This is a genomic window from Catalinimonas alkaloidigena (assembly GCF_900100765.1).
Taxonomy (GTDB): Bacteria; Bacteroidota; Bacteroidia; order Cytophagales; family Flexibacteraceae; genus Mooreia; species Mooreia alkaloidigena.
Genome location: NZ_FNFO01000013.1, coordinates 38,020 through 59,881 on the forward strand (window position 1 = coordinate 38,020; position 21,862 = coordinate 59,881).

Below are 21,862 nucleotides of genomic sequence, written 5' to 3' on the forward strand. Positions count from 1 at the left end.
GGCGCTGGGGGGAGCATACTCAGGGCACCCCATTTTCTTTACGAAGGCGTACGGAGCGGGTCTTCGTCACCCTTAAAAAACGCAAACGCCCGCTCGCAGTTTTGCTTCAGGTAGCGAAACTGTTCTTCGAGGGATGCAGGGTCGATCGGGTCGGGTTTGTCCGATTCCAGCTCCGACAGCAGGGCCGAGGTGTGCTCCATGCCGAAAAAGCCGATGCTGCCTTTCAGCGTGTGGGCGTTCTGGCGGAACGTCTTCCAATCGTGCGTGTGGAGGGCGGTTTCCATTTTGGCCAGCAGAGCGGGCACGTGGCGCAGAAAAATCTGGATCATCTGGCTTTTGAGTTCCGCGCTGCCCCGCGTGTACTCGTCGATGCCCGCGCTGTCGATCCGGTCCAGCCGGGGGGCCGCCGCCCATGCGTCCGGCGGCGGGATTTCGGGGGGCGTGGTCGGGGCAAACTCGTCGTCGAACGCCTTGAGCAGAGCGATGTAGAGCGCCTCAGGTTTAAACGGTTTGGAGATGTAGCCGGTCATGCCGGCTTCCCAGTATTGCCTTTCTTCTTCGCGCAGCGCGTGGGCCGTCATGGCCAGAATCGGAATGGCGTTGACCGGTGCTTCCATCGCACGGATGGCACGCGTGGCCGCCAGACCGTCCAGTTCGGGCATCTGAATGTCCATCAGGATCAGGTCGTACACCTTGTGCTGCACGCGGTAGAGAACTTTGCGGCCGTTTTCGGCGATGTCGACCGCACAGCCCGCGTCGAGCAGGTACTTTTGCGCTAGCACCTGGTTGTTGAGGTTGTCTTCCGCCAGCAGAATGGTTTTGCCGTGGAGCTTTTCGAGGGGCAGCAGGCGTCCGCTCAGCAGGTCGTCGGACGGAATGCGCGCCACGTCGCCTTCCCGGAAGGGCAGTTCGATGCTGAAGGTCGAGCCGCGCCCCGGCTGGCTTTCGACCTGAATGGTGCCTTCCATCAGTTCGAGCAGTCGTTTCACGATGGTGAGGCCCAGGCCGGTGCCGCCGAAACGCCGGGTGGTGTCGCCTTCGGCCTGTTCGAAACTGTTGAAGATGGTCTGGAGCTTTTCTTCCGAAATGCCGATGCCGCTGTCGGCAATGGCAAAGCGCAGCCGGTACTGATCCTGCTGGTGCGATACGACCGAGGTCGTCACTTCCACAAACCCCTTTTCGGTGAATTTGATGGCGTTGCCCAACAGGTTGTTGAGGATTTGGGTGAGCCGCACGGGGTCGCCGATCAGGGCCGGGGGCAGTTGTGCATCGGTCTGGAACAGCAGCCGCACGTAATGCTTGTCGACCTTGACCGAGAACAGCCGCTGCAGCGAGGCCAGCAGTTTCTGCGGGCTGAAGTGAATTTGTTCAATCGCCAGTTTCCCGGCTTCGATTTTCGAAAAGTCCAGCACATCGTTGATCACCACCAGCAGCGTCTCGGCCGATTCGTAGATCGACTGGGCACACTGGTGCTGTTCGGTCGGAAGTTCGCTCTGCAACAGCAGCCGGGCAAATCCCAGGATGGCGTTCATGGGGGTGCGGATTTCGTGGCTCATAAACGCCAGAAACTCCTGTTTGATGCGCGCTGCCTCTTCGGCCAGTTCCTTGCCGCGCACTGCTTCCTGGTGGGCTTCTACGGTCGCGGTGATGTCTTGCACGGCCCCGATCAGGCGCACCACCCGGCCCTGGGCGTCGACCACGGGGCGGGCAAGGGAGCGCAGGTAGCGGACGGAGTGGTCGGGAAGAACGATCTGGTATTCGAAGTCGTACGGTTCGTGGTGCTCGATGGCGCGGTTGATCAGCGCCTGCAACTGCTGGGCCGTGTAGGGGGGGATCAACTGCAAAAATTCTTCCAGCGACGGGGCACTGGCGCGCGGTTCCAGGCCGTAGAGCCGGTAGGTTTCTTCCGACCAGAACACCTTGTGCGACACCAAATCGTGCTCCCAACTGCCGATCCGGGCCAGTTCCTGCGCTTCTTTCAGGTTCTGTTCGCTTTCCTGGCGTTTGCGGTGCGCTTCCACCGTCTCGGTGATGTCTTGCACCGTACCGATAAGCCGCACGACCTTTCCTGAAGCGTCGGTGATGGGCCGGCCGATGCACTTGAGCCACAACGTTTCCTGATCGGAAAAAATAACCGGGTGTTCGATGGTATACGCCTCCTGATGGGCCACCGCCCGGTCCATGGCTTCCCGAAATTGTGTGGCGGTGGCGGGGGGAAGCATCGCCAGGTATTCTTCCAGCATGGGGGGACCCAGCTGCGGGTCGCGGCGGTAAATGCGGTAGGTCTCTTCCGACCAGTAGGGCTGGCCCTGTGCGGTCAGCACGTACTGCCAACTGCCGATTTTGGCCACCTGTTGGGCCTCTTTCAGGTTCCGCTCGCTGTCCTGCAACTGCTGCCTGATCCGCGATTCGGTCGTGATGTCCTGGACGGTTCCCACCAGTGCCACCGGGTGCGCCTGCGCATTGGTCACCACGCGCACGTGCACTTCCAGGTGTTTGGTGGTGCCGCTCGGCAACGTAAACCGAAGTTCGTGGGTAAGGCTTTCGTGGGTGTGGAGGGCCTGCCGTACGTGTGCCTGAAACGCCGCCGCATCGGCCGGGTGGATGCGTGCCAGAAAGTCTTCGGGGCGGTAGTGTGCGGAGGTGGAGTTCAGTTCAAAAAGGTGACAGAGAATTTCGGTATAAGAGAACTTTTGGCTTTCGAGCATAAACTGCCAGCTCCCCAGCTTGGCCATCGACTGCACTTCCTGAAACGTCTGTCGGCTTTGCTTCAGCGCCTTTTTCGTACGAATCACCTCCGTAATGTCCTGTGCAAAACACAGCACCATGTCGTCTTTCATCTGGTTGCGATACGACCAGTGCCGCAGGTCCCCGTCCTGGGTCAGGAGCGTCATGACGCCCCGGTCGGTGCGGTGCCTGCGGAGGCGCTCCAGGTAACCTTCCACCTCGTGGGCGTAGGGAGAAGCAATAAAGCTACGCAGCGGCTGGCCGATCACCTGCGTGGGCGTATAGCCCAACTGTTGCAGCACGGCTTTGTTGATGTAGCGGAGGTACCCCTCAGAATCGTGTACGCCCAGCAGCGCAGGGCTGTCTTCGACCAGCGATTGGTAATACAACTGCTGAGGGCCAGGGGAGGATGGCTCCGCAAGCAAATGTCCCGCGCAGTGGGCCAGCATCTGGACCAGCTCGACCTCGGCGGACGTAAACACCTTGGTAGGGGCGTGAGTACTGAAACTCAACACGCCCCAAAGCTTTCCTTTAACGTATACGGGGGCACCTGCAAACGCTGCCTGCTCGGCATCGGGCGTGAGGGGAAAGGCGGTGGCCGTTTGCTGACGGACGATCCCCGCAAGGGGCGTGTCGGCCAGCGGAAGCGTGTCTGCAGGGGGCGCGTGAGGATAGCTGCACCGCACGTGGTATCCCTCTGCCTGCACTTGCGCCAGTTGTCCGCTTTCCGCGCGAAAAAAAGTAGTACCCACTTGCAGAAGCATGGCAAGCTGGACGCTGGCCGGAGCCTTGTGTGCGTCTGCCAAGGCCCGTAGCATCTGCATGCCGTCTGTCCATTCTTCTGTCCCGGGGCGATCAGAGGAGTTTGTTTTAGGCATGAGAACGCTGGTGTGGTAAACGTTTTGAGAGTTACTTCGGCATTGGTTTTATCAAATTTAGTGAATTATCGGGGAGATGATACGCCTGACGCGCCGTGTTCATCGAATAGTGGGATGACACACACACAAGCGAGAAATCTTGACTTAATAGTCTTATTTTTAATGAGATAAGTTCAATGAAGAGTGGGCGTCAGATAGGAGATAAGCGCTTCGACGTAGCTCAAATTACTCATTTTCGGTTGCCTCCTAAGCGTCTTCGAGTACCACGCGCTGCCGAATTTGATGCGGCAAGACTCCCCGACATTTTAGTGAAATCAAGAACTGCCGGAAGCGAATCGCCTGCCGCCGCTGGTGCGAGGAAACGCTCGGAAGCGCAGACGGGCCATCCGTAGAAGACCTCGTTACTTTTTCTTTAATGGATGGGCCTTCACCCCTTTGTTGGTGAGCACAACCGGTTTGATGAACCCTTGCTTGTCGAAATACATCCGCTCGATGCACGTTTCGCGTGAGTTGCCGTCGGTTTCGGTGAGGGGGCGGCGGTGGTAGACCATGTACCAGCGCTCTTCGTTCGGGATTTTGATGACCGAGTGGTGCCCCGCGCCGGTTGCGATCTTCGGGTCTTGTTGCAGCACCTTCGCGATACGCTTGAACGGCCCGAACGGCGAATCGGCCACGGCGTAGGCTACGCTGTAGTCGGGACCGGTCCAGCCGCCTTCCGACCACATGAAGTAGTACTTGCCGTCGCGGACGAACATGAACGGCCCTTCCACATAACCCTCCGGCGTAATTTCTTTGAACGTGGAGCCGTCCTCGAACGGTACAAAGCCGGTAAAATCGTCGTTCAGTTGGGCGATGTTGCAGTGCCGCCAGCCGCCATAAATCAGGTAATACTTGCCGTTGGGATCGTGAAATACAAACTGGTCGATGGGCTGCGCACCGTGGTGAAATTTATCGACCAGCGGCTTGCCGAGGTGGTCTTTGAACGGCCCCGCCGGGTTGTCGGCCACCGCCACGCCGATGCCGCCCACTTCATCATCACTCTGAATGTCGTTCGCCCCGAACAGCAGAAAATACCGGTCGTCTTTCTGGAGGATGGCCGGCGCCCACATGGCCCGTTTTGCCCATTTGATCGAAGCCGTATCCAGGATGTGTTCGTGTTTGGTCCAGTGGACCAGATCGGGAGAAGAGAACGCATCGAGAAACACCTGCTGTTCGTACGGAGCCGAATAGGTGGGGTAAATCCAGTATTCATCGTCGAAAATGATGCCTTCCGGATCGGCGTACCACCCGGGAAAGACAGGATTACCGGCGTGCTTCGTCGGGGTAGATTGGGCGGAAAGCAAGCTGGTGTAGGCCAGCCACAGGCAAAGGAATAGGAATTGGCGCATGAGCCAAAAGTAATAGAGTTCCTGAAATCTCAACGGGAGCGAAGGGGAGACGTACCACCTTTAACGCTGATGTACAAACGTAAAAGTGATACGTCTGGCCGTGCTAACGCCTTTTGAGGCTTCGGGACCGGTTCTGGTTCGCTCTGATGGAAAGCTCTTATCTTTGTTCAGACGACGTTACGGTTTTCGTCACGTACCCAACACCAAGCCCATGCAACCTGATTTCGCCCGCATTGACCCGACCGCCCCGCTACCCGAACGTGCGCCTTCTGCCGGTCCGCCCACGCCCAAAACGCCGGCGTGGCTCACGGCCGAGGGGATCAAAGTAAAGCCTCGCTATGCGGCCGACGACCTGAAGCCGGTGCAGCATCTCGATTTCGGTGCGGGCGCGCCGCCGTACGTGCGCGGACCCTACGCCACGATGTACACGCAACGGCCCTGGACGATCCGGCAGTACGCGGGTTTTTCGACGGCCGAAGCGTCCAACGCCTTTTACCGGCGCAACCTGGCGGCAGGGCAGAAGGGGCTGTCCGTGGCATTTGACCTGGCGACCCACCGGGGCTACGATTCGGACCATCCGCGTGTGACGGGCGACGTGGGCAAGGCGGGCGTGGCGATTGATTCCATCCTGGACATGGAAATCCTGTTCGACGGCATTCCGCTCGATCAGATGTCGGTGTCGATGACGATGAACGGGGCGGTGCTGCCCATCATGGCGTTTTATATCGTGGCGGCCGAGCGGCAGGGGGTCTCACCCGCGCAACTGAGCGGCACGATCCAGAACGATATCCTGAAGGAATTCATGGTGCGGAACACGTACATCTACCCGCCGGAAGCGTCGATGCGCATCGTGGCCGATATTTTTCGCTACACCTCGCAGCACATGCCGCGCTTCAACTCCATTTCGATCAGCGGCTACCACATGCACGAAGCCGGGGCACCCGCGCACCTGGAGCTGGCCTACACACTGGCCGACGGACTTGAGTACGTGCGGGCCGGACTGGCGGCAGGCATTCCGATCGACGATTTTGCGCCGCGCCTGTCGTTTTTCTGGGCCATCGGGATGAACCACTTCATGGAAATCGCCAAGCTGCGGGCCGGGCGCATGCTCTGGGCCGCGCTACTCCAGCCGTTCGGACCGAAAAATGAGAAATCGATGGCGCTGCGGGCGCACTGCCAGACGTCGGGCTGGAGCCTGACCGAACAGGACCCGTTCAACAACGTGACGCGCACCTGCGTGGAAGCACTGGCCGCCGCCCTGGGTGGGACGCAATCGCTCCACACGAACGCCCTCGACGAAGCCCTGGCCCTGCCGACCGATTTTTCGGCGCGCATCGCCCGCAACACGCAACTCTATCTACAACACGAAACCGGCATTACGCACGCCATCGATCCGTGGGGCGGTTCCTACTACGTCGAACGGCTGACACACGACCTCGCCAATCGGGCCTGGGAACTAATCAAAGAGGTGGAAGACCTGGGCGGCATGACCAAGGCCATCGAAACGGGCCTGCCCAAAATGCGCATCGAAGAGGCCGCCGCCCGCAAACAGGCGCGCATCGACAGTAACAAGGACGTGATCGTCGGGGTGAACCGCTACCGTCCCGAACAGGATGAAGAAATCGAATTATTGGAGGTCGACAACCGGGCGGTGCGGGCGTCGCAACTGGCGCGCCTGGAAAAACTAAAGGCCGAACGAAACCCCGAAGCGGTCGAAAAAGCGTTGACCGCCCTGGCCAACGCAGCGAAAACGGGCGAAGGCAATTTGCTGGCCCTGTCGGTGGAAGCGGCGCGTCACCACGCCACCCTCGGCGAAATTTCGTCGGCGCTGGAAACGGCCTTCGGGCGGCACCGGGCCGCGATTCGTTCCATCTCGGGCGTCTATTCCAGCGAATTGTCGGACGACGAAAACTTTCAGGCGGCGCGCCAACTGGCCGATCGGTTTGCGGAAGAGGAGGGACGTCGCCCCCGCATCATGGTCGCCAAAATGGGGCAGGACGGACACGACCGGGGCGCGAAGGTGATCGCGACGGGCTTTGCTGACCTGGGCTTCGACGTCGACGTGGGGCCGCTGTTCCAGACGCCGGCCGAAGTGGCCCGCCAAGCCGCGGAGAACGACGTACACCTCGTGGGCATTTCGTCACTGGCCGGAGGGCACAAAACGCTCGTCCCGGAACTGATCGAAGAACTCAAGAAAATCGGGCGGGACGACATCGGCGTGATCGTCGGGGGCGTCATTCCTCCCCGCGACTACGAACCCCTACGGCAGGCCGGCGTGCTGGGCATCTTCGGGCCGGGCACCATTCTGTCGGTCGCTGCCCAGCAAATCCTGAAAACCTTATTGGAGGAGGTCGAATGACTAGAGCGTAGCGGCGTCCTGGTCCTTCACTACGGATACGCTTCGTCAAGCGGTTTCTAGACAGTCATTAATTTGAAAAAAGCGCTATGACCTCACCACCTGTATATCGATACCACCGCATTCGAAACCTGGACCAGTGGGACGATCCTGTGATTCATCACGTGCTCTGGACCCCGGCCACCACAGGGGGCGTTTTTCACCGCACACACCGACTTGTGCAGTTTGATCAACACCAGGCCGGGTTTCGGGCTTCAATGGAGGCGCAAGCGATCTGGGGTGGGCTTGTGGTGGTGGGCATCCTTGCGTGGATGGGGGGATTTTCGCCCGACGCTTCTACGGAACTGTGGCAACGGCTTGGAGGGTTGGTGTTGATAGGATGGAGTCTCTGGCGCTTGTATCGCGCCCATGTACCGATTCGGTTCGATAAACAGCACGGGTATTTTTCCTGCGGTTGGCGGGTCCGAAAAAAAGCGCCCGACGGGATGGAGGTGGATCGGGCGGTGGCGCTCAAGCGGATTTACGCCCTGCAACTGGTCAGCAAACCCACCCGGCTTTTCCGCAACGAAGGACAGGAAATCGACAATTTCGAGTTGAATCTGGTTTTGACGCAGGGAATACGTATGCCCGTCGTCGCTCATAGTAACCTCTTGCGCCTGCGTGCCGATGCCGCCCAACTAGGGCAATTTTTGGACGTGCCCGTCTGGGATGCGGTGTAATGTCCCGAACTAGAAAAGACAAGTTCAACCTGTGCCGTTGGGTGGATCGGGAGTTAGGAGAGTATGAAAAATTACCTACGCATTGCCTTAATTTTAGTGCATTTCTCCTTGCTAGTTCAAGGGTGTGCGCAAAAACAAGAACATGATCAGAGTACAGCGGACCCGGTAAAAAGCGAAGCTCCAAGACTTGCTTTACCCGCCTCTGACGAACTCTATGAATTGATTGAAGCGGTGCTCAGAGAAGATAGTACATGGCCTTGGAACGGGACCAGAGTGAGACTACTCGATAGCTTGCCTGCCGATTCATTTGCATATGACTTCTTGATAGACAAGTACTGGATTCCTGAAGAAGAGAGAATACTCCTTACTAGTCATTGGGCAGAATTACAGGATAACAGAGATCATCTCCGGTCGTATCGACTGGACTCAGCAAAGTTGTCCGGCCCTACACTACTGCATGTCAGAACTACAGATTTTTACGCTGAGGATGCAGAGGAAAATATGTTTCTCGTCATTGCTTCTCCCTTGTTTTTTGACGATAACCAGCAAGCTGTGGTTGCTGTTGACTTCATATGTCAGGGCTTGTGCGGCGAAGGATGGAGTATAATTCTGAACAGGGAACGTGGGAAATGGGTCAAAGTAGGAAGATTCATGAGGTGGATTTCGTAATTAGTATTGTAGGCATTGACTGGACCTTATTTTTTGAAGTCTGAATCGAAAGTGCGACATTTGACGTTACTAGTATAGACAAATGTCATAAAGTTATGTCTGCACTTTCGATTTTACTGGAAATGCCTGAGCAGGCGACGCCCCATCTGTTCATTCGCAAGGGGGTGCCGGCCAGTGCTATTCAACGCATTATGCTTTCTGCCGGGCTGTCGCAAAAGGAAATCGCCGATCTGTTGTACGTTTCTACACGGACGCTCAGCCGTCTGGACGAGCACGAACCGGTGAACCTGCAATTGTCGGATCGCCTCTACCAACTGGCCGACATCTGGGGATTTTTGACCGAAGGCTGGGGCGAGGACTACGCCCGGCGTTGGATCAGGAAACCGCTGCGAGCCCTGGGGGGGGAGACGCCCCTGCAAACCATGATGACCAGCGCGGGCATTGAGCGTCTGCGTCAGGTGGCCGGTCGTCTGCAACACGGCATCCCGGTCTAGTGCGGCTCTACCGGCTTTGCAACCCCCGCTATACGTCGCTCGACGGGCAAGGGGCCTACCTGTACGGTGGCCGTTGGAATCCGCCGGGTGTGCGCGTGGTCTACCTCTCGGAAAGCATCTCGCTGGCCGCCCTGGAGATCGTTGTGCATCTTGATCTGGACGAGCAGGAACTGCCGCCCGCCTACCAACTCCTCATTCTGGACGTGCCCGACGATTCGATAGAAACCGTTGACCGGAGCGCGTTGCCCGCCGACTGGCAGGCTCCCGACCGGGACGTTCCCGCCATTCAGGCGATGGGCCAAGCCTGGGCCGAACGAGGAGAGACGTTGCTTTTAGAAGTTCCGTCCGTCATCATTCCCCGCGAAGTCAACTACGTCCTGAATCCAATGCATCCGCGCTTCAAGGACGTGACGGTCGTTGAAGAGGAACCGTTCCGGCTGGAAGAGCGCCTCTGGAATCCGAACGTGAGGAAGTAGCGTAGCGCAATGAGTGAATGAGTGAATGAGTGAATGAGTGAATGAGTGAATGAGTGAATGAGTGAATGAGTGAATGAGTGAATGAGTGAATGAGTGAAGTAGCATGCCTTGAGGCGTAGCGTAGAGGGTACGGTTAGCAGTTTTCAGTGGGCAGACGGCGAAGTGCGCGGTATGGAAATATGAAGTAGAAAAAGGCGGTCATCCTGCCAAGCTGAGGCCGGGGCGGCCCCGCCGTTGCCGGATCTTCCCACCACCCAAGCAAATGCTCCTTCCGAACTCATAACTCTAAAATCATAACCTTCACCTTTCTCAACCTGTAACTTTCTCAACCTCTCCCCATGCTGACGCCCGCACCCCCGATTCTGGAAACCGATTTTTACCTGCAACACGGACAGTTGCTGTGCGACAGTTACCGACGGTGGACGGGGAAATCGTTGCTGGACACAGAAGCCACGTCGGAAGAGCGAATCGAATACCTGTTTCATGCGCCTTACGCCCTGCTGTCACACGGCACGGAAGCCGACCCCATTTTCAACTTCGGGAGCCTGGTGGCGCTGCAACTGTTCGAGCTGGACTGGGCGGCGTTTACCCGACTGCCGTCGCGGAAATCGGCCGAGCCGATGAACCGGGACGAGCGGGCGCGTCTGCTGGAGCGCGTCACCCGGTACGGCTACATCGACGATTACGAAGGCATCCGGATCTCGGCGACCGGCCAACGGTTCGTGATTCAACAGGCCACCGTCTGGAATCTGGTAGACGCGCACGGGGTGTACCGGGGGCAGGCTGCGCTGTTCGATCACTGGCAACCGCTGTAGGAGATGCTAAAACGACTTTTACGACTGTTCACGGGAACGTCCGGTTCTCAACAATCGAGGCCCGCCGATCACCCAACGCGGCCGGACGACGTAGTACGGGCGCAACAGGCCTTGGCCGCGCCCCAGGACGTGCATGTTGTAACGGTGCCCATGGTAGGCGCGACGGTTACGCAAGTAAGCCTCAACAAGTGGCTGGTTCCGGAAGGGGGCTATGTGCGACGGGATCAGCCTCTCGCAGAACTGGCAACGGAGAAAGCTTCTTTTGAAGTGAATGCGGCGCGGGAAGGCTTCGTGTATTACCGGGTAAGTGCAGGCGAAACCGTACCGATGCGCTCCCCGATCTGCCTGATCAGCCCTACTCGGATGAGGCGCTAGAAGTGCTCTTCAAAACGGATCAGGCCTTCGCTGTCGGTGAGGCGCACGTCGTCGAGTTCACCGGCGACGGCAAACTGAAAGCGCAACCCCACAACCTGCCCTGCCGAGGCGATGGAATCGACCGTGGCGGCCGGAACGTCGTTGAGAAAGATGCGGGCCTGTGCATCGGCCACTTCCAGACGAAAGCGCTGCCAGGCATCCGTAGCCACCCCCAGGGCCGACAAATCGGCCGTTTTTCCACTCACGTACTGATTGTTGAGCATTAGCGACAGATCGCCCACGCAACCCGGTTGCGCAAGGGGCACCACAAAAGCACCGTCTGTGCAGAGCACCATCACCGCCACATACTGACACGGCGAATAGCCACTGCGGAAGGTATTGCGCAGCGAGGCTTCCAGCGTAAAATGCGCGGACGAGAGCCCTTCCCAGCGGTCGACGTAATGAAATTCCATGGGGCGAAGCGAACCTTCCGGGGGCTCGGGGACCGCCTCGGGACGAACCGCGAGCGCCCCTTTTTTCGCTAATTCTTCCGGCAGGAAATAACGGATATCGTCGCGTTCCCCCCAGGTGGCAAGCCAGCCGTTGGAGGTGAGGTAGACGTCGTGTTCGCGAAGAATTTGCCCGTCGGCCACCAGCTTGGCGCGGTAGTAACCGGGAAGTTGGTACGTAGCGGTGATGACGTGGCCGGTCGGGTCCAGGTCGAGGCGGCGCGACTCGTCCCACGATTGCTGCAACTGCGCTTTCTGCACGGGCAGGCCGTGGTAATCGTACCGAAAAATGACCGTATTGGGCAGCCCCAGCGTCACTGTTTCGGCCTCAAAGGTGACGCCCGCTGGATCGTAAGCGGCGGTGATTGGAGCCTCTTCGAGGGCTGGTTCAGCCGGTTCCGGCCGACGCCAGGCCAGCAACCCGAGCACCACCACGGCCAGCAGCGCCACACTTCCCCAAAGGAGCCCGCGCCGCCGCGGCGGCGTAGTAACCGACTTTTCCGTCAGTATTGGAGCGGGTTCGGGCGGTAGTTCCGCGCGGGTGTGCGTCAGGCGGAAGTCGCGCCAGTGTTCGTAGCCCGCGAACTGTGCCAGCGTATTCAGGGTGCTTTCCTGCGGTTGCGAAGCGTACTGAACGCGTCCCCACACCCGCTTCAGGGTCGTGGCACTGAGCGAAACGCCCGTGGCTTGCAGCATCTCTTCGCTGAGGTTTTCAAAATCGCCGGTGCTCCATGCCTCTGCCGGTCCCCACCCCAGGCGGGACTCGATTTCCTGCAAACAGCGGGCGAGGAGCGTAGCATCAGCGGTGGGTACCATAGCGGAATGGGGAAAATCAACTTGTGCAAGCTTGTACGGGTTTGAATGGCTTCGCTGGGCCGCACCCGTGAACTTGGAGGGAAAATACAAAAACGCTTTTTCGCATGGAAATTTCCTCATTTCTTCCGCTACCCTTTTGTGACAAACGGACATTTTACGGGTTCGCTTTGTGTCTACTCCTGACTCTGGCGGGCTGGCCCGGTCATGCGCAGGCGCCGGTTCACATCGGTTTCGACGATCCCCGTTGGCAGGTCGACGCCCAGGTCCATCGCGTCGAACCGTTTCAGGGGCAGTCCAGTGTCTATCTGGACGGACAGATGCATCTGAACGACCTCGATCTGGGGAATGCCGTCATTGAAGTCGACGTCGCCCCGAACCCCAACCGCAGTTTTGCCGGGATTATGTTTCGGGTGCAGGAGGGCGGGCAGCACGAAGAGGTGTACATCCGTCTCCACAAATCGGGTTTGCCCGACGCGGTGCAGTACAACCCCGTATTCAACGGGTTCGGCGGGTGGCAGCTCTACCCTGAACACCAGGCCGCCGACGAGTTTCCGACCACGCGCTGGATTCACCTGCGGCTGGAAGTGCACGGGCCGCACGCCGCACTGTTCATCGACGGCAAAAAAGAGCCTACGCTCGTGGTCGAATCGCTACGTACGGGGGCAACGTCGGGCAGTGTGGGACTTTGGGGTTTGTTGGGGAATCGCTTCGCCAATTTTTGCTACACATTGCTACCGGACGGCAATCCGGTGGCCACCGCCGCCGCATCGGAACCGGTGCCGGGGCTGATCACCGCGTGGCAGTTGTCGCCGAACTTCCCCGCCGCCACGGTCGACCCGCTGCAGTATCCGAGCTTACCTCAAACGACGTGGGAGACGGTAGATGCCGAACCCAGCGGCCTGCTCAACCTTGCCAAATATCGGGGCAAAACGTCTGCGCCCGGCGAGGAGGAGATGGTCTGGATTCGGTTACCGATTCGGGCAGCACGCGCCCGACAAGTGCTGTTTACGTTCGATTTCAGCGACGAAACGGTACTCTACCTGAACGGGAAATTGCTGTTTGGGGGCGACAACCACTTCCTGGCGAAAGGACTGCTGTTCCGGGGCGATGTAGCGCTGGGTAGCAATTACCTGGCCCTTGACCTGAAGCGTGGGCAAAACGAACTGCTGGTGGGGGTCAGTGAACAGGGCAACGGCTGGGGCTGGATCGGCCAGTTCGTGGAAACCGACGGCCTGACCTGGGACGTGAAATGAGGAAGATAAGCAGACCGCGTGGCAGCGTAACGTCGCTACCGTCCCGTATCGCCAGCCACCGGGCGTATTGGTGGCGTAGGGCCGGCTACTCCCGGTCAAACGCATACTTATTTTTCGAAAAGTGACGTTCGTGTCATAAAATCCCAATCCATTTTAGAAAATCTTCGTTCTTGATGAAAAGACGAAGATTTTTTTATGGGGTTCATACGCTTTTTCGCCTTCCTGAGTATCGGGGTCAGTCTTCTGTCCGCCGGCTGTGGCAGCGGCGGGCGGCAGGACGCCGCAACCGATTCGTTGCGGGTCAGTGGGACCATTTCGTACCGTCCGCGTGTCGAGCTGCCACCCCACGCGGTGGCGTACGTCCGGCTGGTGGATGCCAGTTTGCCCGAAAACGAAACGCCGCCTTTGCGGGAGGTTCGCATCAATTCGCCGCGCCACGTGCCCATCCGGTTTGAGTTTCAGGTGGCCGACGCCGATCTCAGTCCTACGCATACGTACGCGCTTCATGCGCGCATCACCGACGGCAACCAGCAGGTGCTCTGGGCCACGACCGAGCCGGTCACGATTCCCCTCGTCGGGCACCACAGCCCGCTGACGGTGGAGGTGACACGCGTGCAGGCCGACAAAGCCCCGCAGGCGTTTGTCTTCAACTGCGATAGCGTGCAGATGACCGTCCGCATGGAAGGGGAAAACGCCCAACTGTTGTGGAACGACCAGACCATCCATCTTAAAAGGGCAGAGGCCGCTTCCGGTGCCAAGTACACCAACGATTCGGTCATGTTCTGGAACAAGGGGGAATCGGCTTCGTTAGTCATTCAGGACGCTGCTTACCAGAATTGCCAGCTGATGGAAGGCCCCTGGGAGGAGGCCGAGCGGCGGGGCGTAGCGTTTCGGGCGGTGGGGCAGGAGCCGGGCTGGAATCTGGAAATCACGGACGACAGTCTCCATTTTCTGACCGATTATGGCGCGTCCGTTTACCATTTTTCGATTCAGGATCGGGAAAATAATGCGGATGCGGCCGTGAGCCGCTACCATTCGGCGCAGGCGGGGCATCGCCTGGAAGTGGTGCTGGAAGGGCTGCCGTGCCAGGATGCCATGAGCGGAGAAGAGTACAATACGTCGGTCACCGTACGACTCGACGAGCGAGAGTTTAAAGGATGTGGACGGGCTTTGCTTTGAGGGGCTTTGGTGCCACATCCATCGTTAAAAAATATTCACCAGTTATGCAAAATGGCGCTGGCTTTTACGGGCAACGCCTTTGCTGATGAGATACCTACAGCGTGCAAGAGATTCATGGCGTCGGACCGCAACCCGTTTCCGATGACCTAAAACGATATGCAGCTTGCCTTCGGGAACATCACTTGGACGAGACGACCACGGTGTATGAGCAGTTGCTACGTAAGTACCGGTTCCCAGTGCCGGCGGGAGGTATGCCCGTGCGGTCCTTTTCGCGTGTGCGGCAGCGAACCGATGCGCTGCTGAGGCAGGTCGCAGAAGGGCAGGCCTGGACCTACCTCACTACCTTGATGCAACGCTGGCGGCGGACGCACCACCAGGGCAATGGCCAACTCTTGGCACTGTTCTGTAGCCTGGGACGCCAGGTACTGACGCAGCAGCTTTCGCGTTACACCACCGCCGCCGAACCGACTTTGCGCCTGACGCAGGAACTGGACCGCTGGTATCAGGCCCTGGAACAGTACCTGTGGCAGTTGCACCATGCACCCGCGGGGGAGGAATCCCTGCAGTACAACCGACACCACGTGCTGGAAAAAATTCTGGCCTCCAGCCCGGCCATTCTGTTTATCTACGACCTGCAGGCACATCGTCTGGTGTACGCCAACCGGCAGGTGGAAGACACGCTGGGGTATGCGCTGCCCGACCTGATGGCGATGGAGCGGGCGCAATTGTCCGAATTTGTGCACCCCGACGACCTGGAAGCCCTGTGGCAGGGCATGCACCACCGGCTTCAGCAACTCAACGGGGCCGTGCAGGTAAACGAATTTCGCATACGCGACCCGCACCAGCAATGGCGCTGGTTTCGGGCGTACGTTACCCTCCTGCGTCCCGCTACGGCCGATACCAGCGGGCAACTGCTGGGGAACGTGCTGGAAATCACCGATCAGAAAAACGCGCAGGAAGAGTTAATCCAGTCGCGTGACTATTACCTGACCCTGCTGGAAGACTTCCCCGCGTTGGTCTGGCGGATCGATGCCTCCGGCGAACTCAATTACATCAACCGGGAGCTGAGGCGGTTCCGGGGGCAGGACCTCGAAGCCCTGCGGCACTCTTCCTGGGATGATGGCCTCCATCCCGACGACGTAGCGTCCTACGTTACGTCCTTTCGACGCGCGTATCAGCACCACGAACCCTTCCAGCTCGAATGCCGGGGGCGGCACCACAGCGGCGAGTACCGGTGGATGCTGGTGCTGGGGCGTCCACTCTTTTCGCAGCAAGGCACGTTTACCGGTTTTTTGGGCGTGGCCTACGACCTGAACCACCAAAAAGAACTACAGGTGGCCCTGGAGGCAGCCAACGAAGAATTGCGCAACGGCAACCGGGAGCTGCTGCGCACGCAACATGAACTCCAGGAACTGAACCAGCAGTTGGAGTGGCGTGTGCAAACGCGGACCAAGGCTTATCAGGCCAACGAAGAGCGGTACCGGGCTTTTGTGCAGCAAAGTTCGGAAGGCATCTGGCGGTTCGAGTTCCGGTCTGGCGAAGGGGTGCCGACCCACTGGCCCGTCGAGCAGCAGATCGACTATTTCTACCAGCATGGCTACCTGGCCGAATGCAACGATGCCATGGCGCAGATGTATGGCTTCTCCAAAGCAGAAGAGATTACCGGACTTGGTCTGAGCGATCTGCTGATTCGGGAAGAGAAATCCAACCAGGACTATCTGCGGGCCTTTGTCGAGCACCAGTACCGGCTGGTGGATGCCGAGTCGGTCGAGCTGGACCGGCAGGGGCACGTACGCCATTTTCTGAACAACCTGGTGGGGTTTGTCGAAGCGGGCCGGTTGGTGAGAACCTGGGGCATGCAGCGCGACATCACCGCCCGGAAGGTGGCGGAAGAGTCGCTCAAAGCGAGCGAAAAACAGCTTCGCCTGATCACAGACGCCTTGCCCGTGCTGATCACCTACGTCAACGCCGAAGGGCGGTACCGGTTCAACAACCGGGCGTACGAAGAGTGGTTCGGCATTACACGCGAACAGGCGTACGACAAGCGCGTGGAAGAGGTAATCGGCGAGGAAGCGTATCGCACCATTTCCCCGGCCATGGAGCGGGCTTTCCGGGGAGAGTCTGTCTACCTCGAAACCGAAATGCCCTACCGGCACGGCGGGCGGCGGTTCGTCGGCATCAACTTCATTCCCGATCAGGCCCAGGGGTATTATGCGCTCATCACCGACATCTCGTCGCAGAAACGCACGCAGGATGCGCTGGTGAAGGCCCTGCAGGCCACCAACCGGCAAAACCAGGAGCTGAACCGCATCAACACCGATCTGGACGGCTTTGTGTACGCGGCCTCGCACGATCTGCGCACGCCCATTGCCAACCTCGAAGCCTTGCTAAATGTGTTTGTGCGCCGGGTGGAAGGCCGGCTCGACATTTCGGAGCAGGAAATGCTGCGGATGATGAAGCGTTCGTCCGAAAAGCTGATTCGCACCATCGACGACCTGGCGCAGTTCATGCGCATGCAAAAAGAAGAGCGGTCGGCAGAGGTCGTCTTTTTTGGACAGGTGCTCCAGGCGGTGCGCGAAGACCTGGACTTCATGATTCACGAGGCAAACGTCGCGTTCGAGGTCCAGTTCGACGTGGATCGTATTCGTTTCGAGCCCAAGGTATTACGACGCGTGTTGTACAATCTGTTGAGCAACGCGGTAAAATACAGGTCGCCAGAGCGTCGCTTACGCGTAAAAATTCATACCTTTCAGTCCAAAAATAAAGTACACCTGACGTTCGTAGACAACGGATTGGGCATTCAGCCCCATCAGCTCTCGAAACTGTTTAAGCTCTTCAAACGCATCCATACCCATGTGGAGGGGACGGGAATTGGACTTTACATGGTGAAACGCATGCTGGAAAACAGCGGTGCCACCATTGAAGTCGAGAGTGAAGCGGGGGTAGGAACCACTTTTTTTCTGACTTTTAACGCTGAAGCAACCATATCCTAAATTATGAGTAAAGTACGGAGCATCCTGTTGGTCGACGACGATACGATCAGTTCTATGATCATCGTCCTGCTGATGGAAGAACTCAATGTTAACGTAAAGATTTATACGGCCGCCAATGGCCAGGAGGCACTCGATTTCATCCAGAACTTTGAAGGAGACGACCAAACGGACAAAAAATTTCCGGAACTGATTCTGCTCGACATCAACATGCCCGTGATGGACGGTTTTGAGTTTCTTGACAAACTGGTGACGCTCAAAGATTTACCCGATTTCCGGATCATTATGCTGACGACGTCCAACTACCCCCTTGACCGGGAGCGGGCGAAAAAATACCCGATCAGTGGGTACGTCAACAAACCCCTGACGGAAGAGAAAATGAACGAAATTCTGGCGACGGCCTGGTAAGGCCATGCCGGGGGAGGTGGCGCCGGGCGGGGGGAATTCTACAGGAAGCAACCTTTCAATTCTATGCACATGCGTACACTCCCGTATTTGTTTCTGATGATGGTGTTTGCCGCCACGGCGCTGCAGGCCCAGTCTGCGACCATTCCCGCATCGTTCGCCGGTACCTGGAATGGCACCTACCAGGGCGATGGTGCCGGGTCGTTCGTCCTTACCCTCGCCGACGATGGATCGAGCGTGCGGGTGAAGCAAAACGACGGTAATTTCTACACCGTTCCCCTGACAGTCTCGTTCGAGCGCGACGCACTGACGGCCGAGGGCGTCATTCCGGGGTCGGCCAGCCAGGTATCGCTGGAAGGCACTTTATCGGACGACGGCTTGTCGGGGCACTGGTCCACGCAAGACTCGTCCGGGTCAGCCGCTCAGGGGACGTGGGTCGCCCAACCGACTCCCTGAACACAGAACTTTTAAGGCAACAAAACCAAAAGGGGGCTCTTCCAGAAGAGCCCCCTTTTGGTTTATGGGTTGATCGGCAGGCGGTTAGTGAATGCCTGAGAAGATACGATTCCAACGAATTTTGTCTTTCGGATTGCCGTAGCTCTGGTATTTGTCAACCGACCACCAGACAAACAGCGCTTTACCCATAACGTGGTCTTCCGGTACAAATCCCCAGAAACGCGAGTCGGCCGAATTGTGGCGGTTGTCGCCCATCATGAAGTAATAGTTCTGCTGGAAGGTGTAGCTCGTAACCGGCTGTCCGTCAATAAGTAACTGATTGCCATCGATCCGAACGTCGTCGAGCCCTTCGTAGTGCTGAATGGTGTAGCCGTACTTGCCTACGGTTTCGGGCGTGATGTCGATTTGCATCCCTTCGGCCGGAATGCGCAGCGGCCCAAACGCATCGATCGACCACTGGCCGGGCGTATCCTGCCCCCAGACCAGAATGTTGTTCGGCACCCGGTCGGTGTAGAACTCACGCGTTACCGACGTGATCGACTCCAGGCCTTCCATGGCCTTGGCATGGGCCGGGGTGGTTTTGATGATGTACTCGTTCTTGACGGGCTGTTGCCAGTCTTCCGGCACAATGTCGAACCGAGCCCAGAACCGTTCGTTCAACTGCTGCGTGGTGTTGAGACGGTAGGTAAACTCGGCTTCGGGCGGTTCCTGACCGGGTTCGCCGTTCAGGTAGACGGTCCCCTGCTTGATCTCCAGGTTGTCGCCGGGCATGCCGATGCACCGCTTGATGTAGTACGTGCGCATGTCGACCGGGCGCTCCAGTTCGGCCGGATAGTTGAACACGACCACGTCGTTCCGTTTGATCTCCGAAATGCCCGGCAGGCGGTATTGCGGCAACTGGATCAACGTGGAGTAGGCCGGAATGTCGGTTCCCCAGATGGTCTGAAACGTCAGTGGAATTTGCAGTGGCGTTTGAGGTGTGCGGGCACCGTAGTGGATTTTGCTGACGAACAGGTAGTCACCAACCAGCAGGGTTTTTTCCATCGACGGCGTGGGGATGTTGTAAGGCTCCAGAAAGAGCCACCGCAGCAGCACAGCCATCGCTACCGCAAACAGCAGGTCGTAGGCTCCTTTGCGGAAGCCACCTTTCGGCTGACGGTTTTTGGGTTTTCGTTCGAGCAGGGGCATGCTCATAGGGCAGAAAATGAGATAAGGTGGTGATGAATCGGAATGTTCCTCGACAAAGTTACGCAGATAATCGGCTCTACAACGTACGAAAGGTGACGGATAGTTCGATTAAGGGCTGCGGAAAAGTTAGCACCCTGGGCAACCACTTGCTTTCCGAAAAAGGAACAAAGGGCCACTGCCGGGGTTGGCCGAACCAAAAACGGGCTAAGTGGTTGTCCAGGTGGGCGTTCGGGCACAACCGAGCTTGGAGAACTACGTATAGCCAAGAAACCCTTATTTCCTATGGCGACACAAGAAAAAAACTATACGAAGCAGTTGGAGACCACCATCGAATCCCTGCGGAGCAACGACTTTTCCGAAAAAGCCCGGCCTTTCATCAACGAGTGGCTCGACGTGCTCAAAGAGAGCGACGATGTTTTGCTAAAAACCCTGACGCGCGAACTGGAGTCGCTGAAGCAACTGCTAGGTTCCAAGCAGCCCGACAAGCAGGAACTGAGCCATCTGCTGCACGACATCGGAGAACATACCCTCGAAATTGCGGCCACCACGCGCGGCGATCTAGGCAACGAACTACGCAAGCTGGGCGATGCCATCAAGCTGAGCAGCAGCAAAATCAAATAACGAATTGATCTAACGCACGAACGCAAAAGACCCGCCCACCGGCGGGTCTTCTTGTATAGAGGTAGACCTACGCTAATATTCCAGTACCAGTTCCGGTTCGGCCTTCTGGGCCAGTTGTGCTTCCAGCGTAGCGATGTGTTTCAGGAACTCCTCTTCTTTCCGTTGCATCTCCTCCTGCGTCGCGGCCAGTTCTTCCATGTTCTGACGCATCTCTTCTTCTTGTTCCTGCAATTGCTGCGTGCGCAGGGTGGCTTCCGAAAGCAGACGCGCCGTCTGGGTGTTGATGCGCTGGTTGCGCAATGCAACGGCTAAGCTTTCGCCCAGGCTGTGCAGAAACTGCATGACGTGTGGCGGAAACTCCCGGAACGACGCGACTTCGATCAAGCCTTCCACCTGGTCGTCGTGCATCAGCGGCATGATCAACAGCGCGCGGGGAAGTGCCTCGCCGAGTCCGGACGTGATGTTGATGTAGTCGGCCGGTACTTCGGTAAGGTAGGTCGGCATCTTTTCCAGAAACGTCTGGCCCAGCAGGCCCTCGCCAATTTCGATGCGCTGTTCCAGGTATTTTTTGCGATTGTAGGCATAACAGGACTGCAACGCGAGGTAGGCGCCTTCTTCGTCCTTTTCAAGGCTGTAGAAACCACCCTGGTTTGCTCCCAGGTAAGGCACAAGCTCGGCAATGAGTCGATCGCCTAGCGTTTTCAGGTCGTGCTGTTCGCGCAGAAGGTGCGCGAAGCGCGCCATGCCTTCGGTCGCCCAGGTGCGCTGTTTCTCTTCCTGCGCAGAGTGGTGCAGCAGTTGAATGTTTTTCTCCAGCTCGTTTTGCGACGAGAGCAGCTCCTCATTGCGCTGCTCCATGGCCTGATACAACGCGTCGGCTTTGTTCTCGGCTTTGCGGTTGATGAGTGCGAGCGTCAGCACAATGGCCAGCCCCACCAGGAGGGCCAGCACGCTGGAAAGCGTCCCGAGAAATCCGGTGCGGATGATCTCCGTATCGAGGTCGATCTCCAGCCAGGCATTCAAGGTCGAAAACGCGCTCAGCAGCAGCAGCGAGAAAACCGTGGTGGCGATCAAAGGCGCTTTTTCGCGCAGGTCGTAAATGATGAACGGTACCAGCGTGAACGACAGGCTGATCATATGGATGCCCGTGACGGGTTCTTCCCCGGCTTTGGCCAGGTAGGCCTCGTAGATCAGGGCCAGGAGCAGCGGCAGGGTGGCCACCACAAACCGACCGATCTGAAAGGCACCGGCCGCGTTGAAGGCGATGATGCCCAGGCAAACCAATACGCCAACGATGGGAATGTGCACCAGGGGCGGGAAGAAGAAGTAGGAGAAGAATACGAAAGGAGTAGCGATACCAAACCCGATGATGAGAGCAATGGCGTTGCTGAGCTGAATTTTCCGTTGCGTAGGGGCATCATACTCGACACGACTGCCCAACTGAATAAGTGTGGTGATCCACATCATAATAGCTTACTAATTTATTGGTACAATTATAATAAAAATTGTAACTAATTTTGTTTCGTTCGACTCGCCTACAGGCGGCGTGCTCTGTAATGAAGTAGCGTC

At 58.0% G+C, this 21,862-nt stretch carries 18 protein-coding genes; 13 read left to right on the forward strand and 5 right to left on the reverse strand.

All coding sequences use genetic code 11. The annotated features are described in order from the left end of the window. Window positions 1–38: 38 nt before the first annotated feature. The gene (locus BLR44_RS25070) at window positions 39–3,605 is read right to left on the reverse strand and encodes a PAS domain-containing protein (RefSeq protein WP_089687416.1); all 3,567 of its coding nucleotides are present in this window, start codon (window positions 3,603–3,605) and stop codon (window positions 39–41) included. Window positions 3,606–4,006: 401 nt separating this feature from the next. Continuing rightward, entirely contained in the window at window positions 4,007–4,993 is a 987-nt protein-coding gene (locus BLR44_RS25075; RefSeq protein ID WP_089687715.1) for a glycoside hydrolase family 43 protein, read from the reverse strand. 211 nt (window positions 4,994–5,204) lie between these two features. Here BLR44_RS25075 and scpA point away from each other — a divergent pair, with 211 nt between their 5' ends. The 7 genes from scpA to BLR44_RS25110 all read left to right on the forward strand — a co-directional run bounded on the left by scpA (window position 5,205) and on the right by BLR44_RS25110 (window position 10,897). Continuing rightward, the gene (gene scpA, locus BLR44_RS25080; RefSeq protein WP_089687418.1) at window positions 5,205–7,352 is read left to right on the forward strand and encodes a methylmalonyl-CoA mutase; all 2,148 of its coding nucleotides are present in this window, start codon (window positions 5,205–5,207) and stop codon (window positions 7,350–7,352) included. A gap of 86 nt (window positions 7,353–7,438) precedes the next feature. Further along, entirely contained in the window at window positions 7,439–8,068 is a 630-nt protein-coding gene (locus tag BLR44_RS25085) for a hypothetical protein (RefSeq protein ID WP_089687420.1), read from the forward strand. A gap of 63 nt (window positions 8,069–8,131) precedes the next feature. Continuing rightward, entirely contained in the window at window positions 8,132–8,737 is a 606-nt protein-coding gene (locus tag BLR44_RS25090) for a hypothetical protein (RefSeq protein ID WP_089687422.1), read from the forward strand. 95 nt (window positions 8,738–8,832) lie between these two features. Then, on the forward strand, window positions 8,833–9,231 hold the full coding sequence (locus BLR44_RS25095) for an antitoxin Xre-like helix-turn-helix domain-containing protein (RefSeq protein WP_089687424.1): 399 nt from the start codon (window positions 8,833–8,835) through the stop codon (window positions 9,229–9,231). Then, window positions 9,231–9,707: an RES family NAD+ phosphorylase gene (locus tag BLR44_RS25100; protein WP_089687427.1), complete on the forward strand. Its 477-nt coding sequence runs from the start codon at window positions 9,231–9,233 to the stop codon at window positions 9,705–9,707. The genes BLR44_RS25095 and BLR44_RS25100 overlap by 1 nt, the downstream gene beginning before the upstream one ends. A 338-nt stretch (window positions 9,708–10,045) precedes the next feature. Further along, window positions 10,046–10,522, forward strand: coding sequence for an MEKHLA domain-containing protein (locus BLR44_RS25105; protein ID WP_089687429.1), 477 nt, complete (start codon window positions 10,046–10,048; stop codon window positions 10,520–10,522). A gap of 3 nt (window positions 10,523–10,525) precedes the next feature. Then, window positions 10,526–10,897, forward strand: coding sequence for a biotin/lipoyl-containing protein (locus BLR44_RS25110; RefSeq protein WP_089687432.1), 372 nt, complete (start codon window positions 10,526–10,528; stop codon window positions 10,895–10,897). Here BLR44_RS25110 and BLR44_RS25115 read toward each other — a convergent pair. After that, window positions 10,894–12,201 (reverse strand): hypothetical protein, encoded by a 1,308-nt coding sequence (locus BLR44_RS25115; protein ID WP_089687434.1) that lies wholly within the window; start codon window positions 12,199–12,201, stop codon window positions 10,894–10,896. The two genes, BLR44_RS25110 and BLR44_RS25115, sit on opposite strands and share 4 nt — an antisense overlap. A 104-nt stretch (window positions 12,202–12,305) precedes the next feature. On the opposite strand from BLR44_RS25115, the gene BLR44_RS25120 reads away from it, so the two are divergent. The 5 genes from BLR44_RS25120 to BLR44_RS25140 all read left to right on the forward strand — a co-directional run bounded on the left by BLR44_RS25120 (window position 12,306) and on the right by BLR44_RS25140 (window position 18,484). Then, window positions 12,306–13,454, forward strand: a complete 1,149-nt coding sequence (locus tag BLR44_RS25120; protein ID WP_089687436.1) for a 3-keto-alpha-glucoside-1,2-lyase-like domain-containing protein — start codon at window positions 12,306–12,308, stop codon at window positions 13,452–13,454. A gap of 195 nt (window positions 13,455–13,649) precedes the next feature. Further along, window positions 13,650–14,633: a YbaY family lipoprotein gene (locus BLR44_RS25125; protein ID WP_089687438.1), complete on the forward strand. Its 984-nt coding sequence runs from the start codon at window positions 13,650–13,652 to the stop codon at window positions 14,631–14,633. A gap of 275 nt (window positions 14,634–14,908) precedes the next feature. After that, a complete protein-coding gene (locus tag BLR44_RS25130) occupies window positions 14,909–17,626 on the forward strand; it encodes a PAS domain-containing sensor histidine kinase (protein ID WP_218127182.1) in 2,718 nt (905 codons plus the stop codon). 3 nt (window positions 17,627–17,629) lie between these two features. Then, window positions 17,630–18,031: a response regulator gene (locus BLR44_RS25135; RefSeq protein WP_089687445.1), complete on the forward strand. Its 402-nt coding sequence runs from the start codon at window positions 17,630–17,632 to the stop codon at window positions 18,029–18,031. A gap of 69 nt (window positions 18,032–18,100) precedes the next feature. Beyond that, window positions 18,101–18,484, forward strand: a complete 384-nt coding sequence (locus tag BLR44_RS25140; RefSeq protein ID WP_143017470.1) for a hypothetical protein — start codon at window positions 18,101–18,103, stop codon at window positions 18,482–18,484. A gap of 84 nt (window positions 18,485–18,568) precedes the next feature. Here the strand turns inward: BLR44_RS25140 and lepB are convergent, their stop codons facing one another. After that, a complete protein-coding gene (lepB, locus tag BLR44_RS25145) occupies window positions 18,569–19,678 on the reverse strand; it encodes a signal peptidase I (RefSeq protein ID WP_245706170.1) in 1,110 nt (369 codons plus the stop codon). A gap of 276 nt (window positions 19,679–19,954) precedes the next feature. On the opposite strand from lepB, the gene BLR44_RS25150 reads away from it, so the two are divergent. Continuing rightward, window positions 19,955–20,293 carry a hypothetical protein gene (locus BLR44_RS25150; RefSeq protein WP_089687451.1) on the forward strand — a complete coding sequence of 113 codons (339 nt, stop codon included), beginning with the start codon at window positions 19,955–19,957 and terminating at the stop codon, window positions 20,291–20,293. Window positions 20,294–20,365: 72 nt separating this feature from the next. Here BLR44_RS25150 and BLR44_RS25155 read toward each other — a convergent pair whose 3' ends face one another. Continuing rightward, window positions 20,366–21,760 carry a GAF domain-containing protein gene (locus BLR44_RS25155; protein ID WP_089687455.1) on the reverse strand — a complete coding sequence of 465 codons (1,395 nt, stop codon included), beginning with the start codon at window positions 21,758–21,760 and terminating at the stop codon, window positions 20,366–20,368. Window positions 21,761–21,862 lie beyond the last annotated feature (102 nt).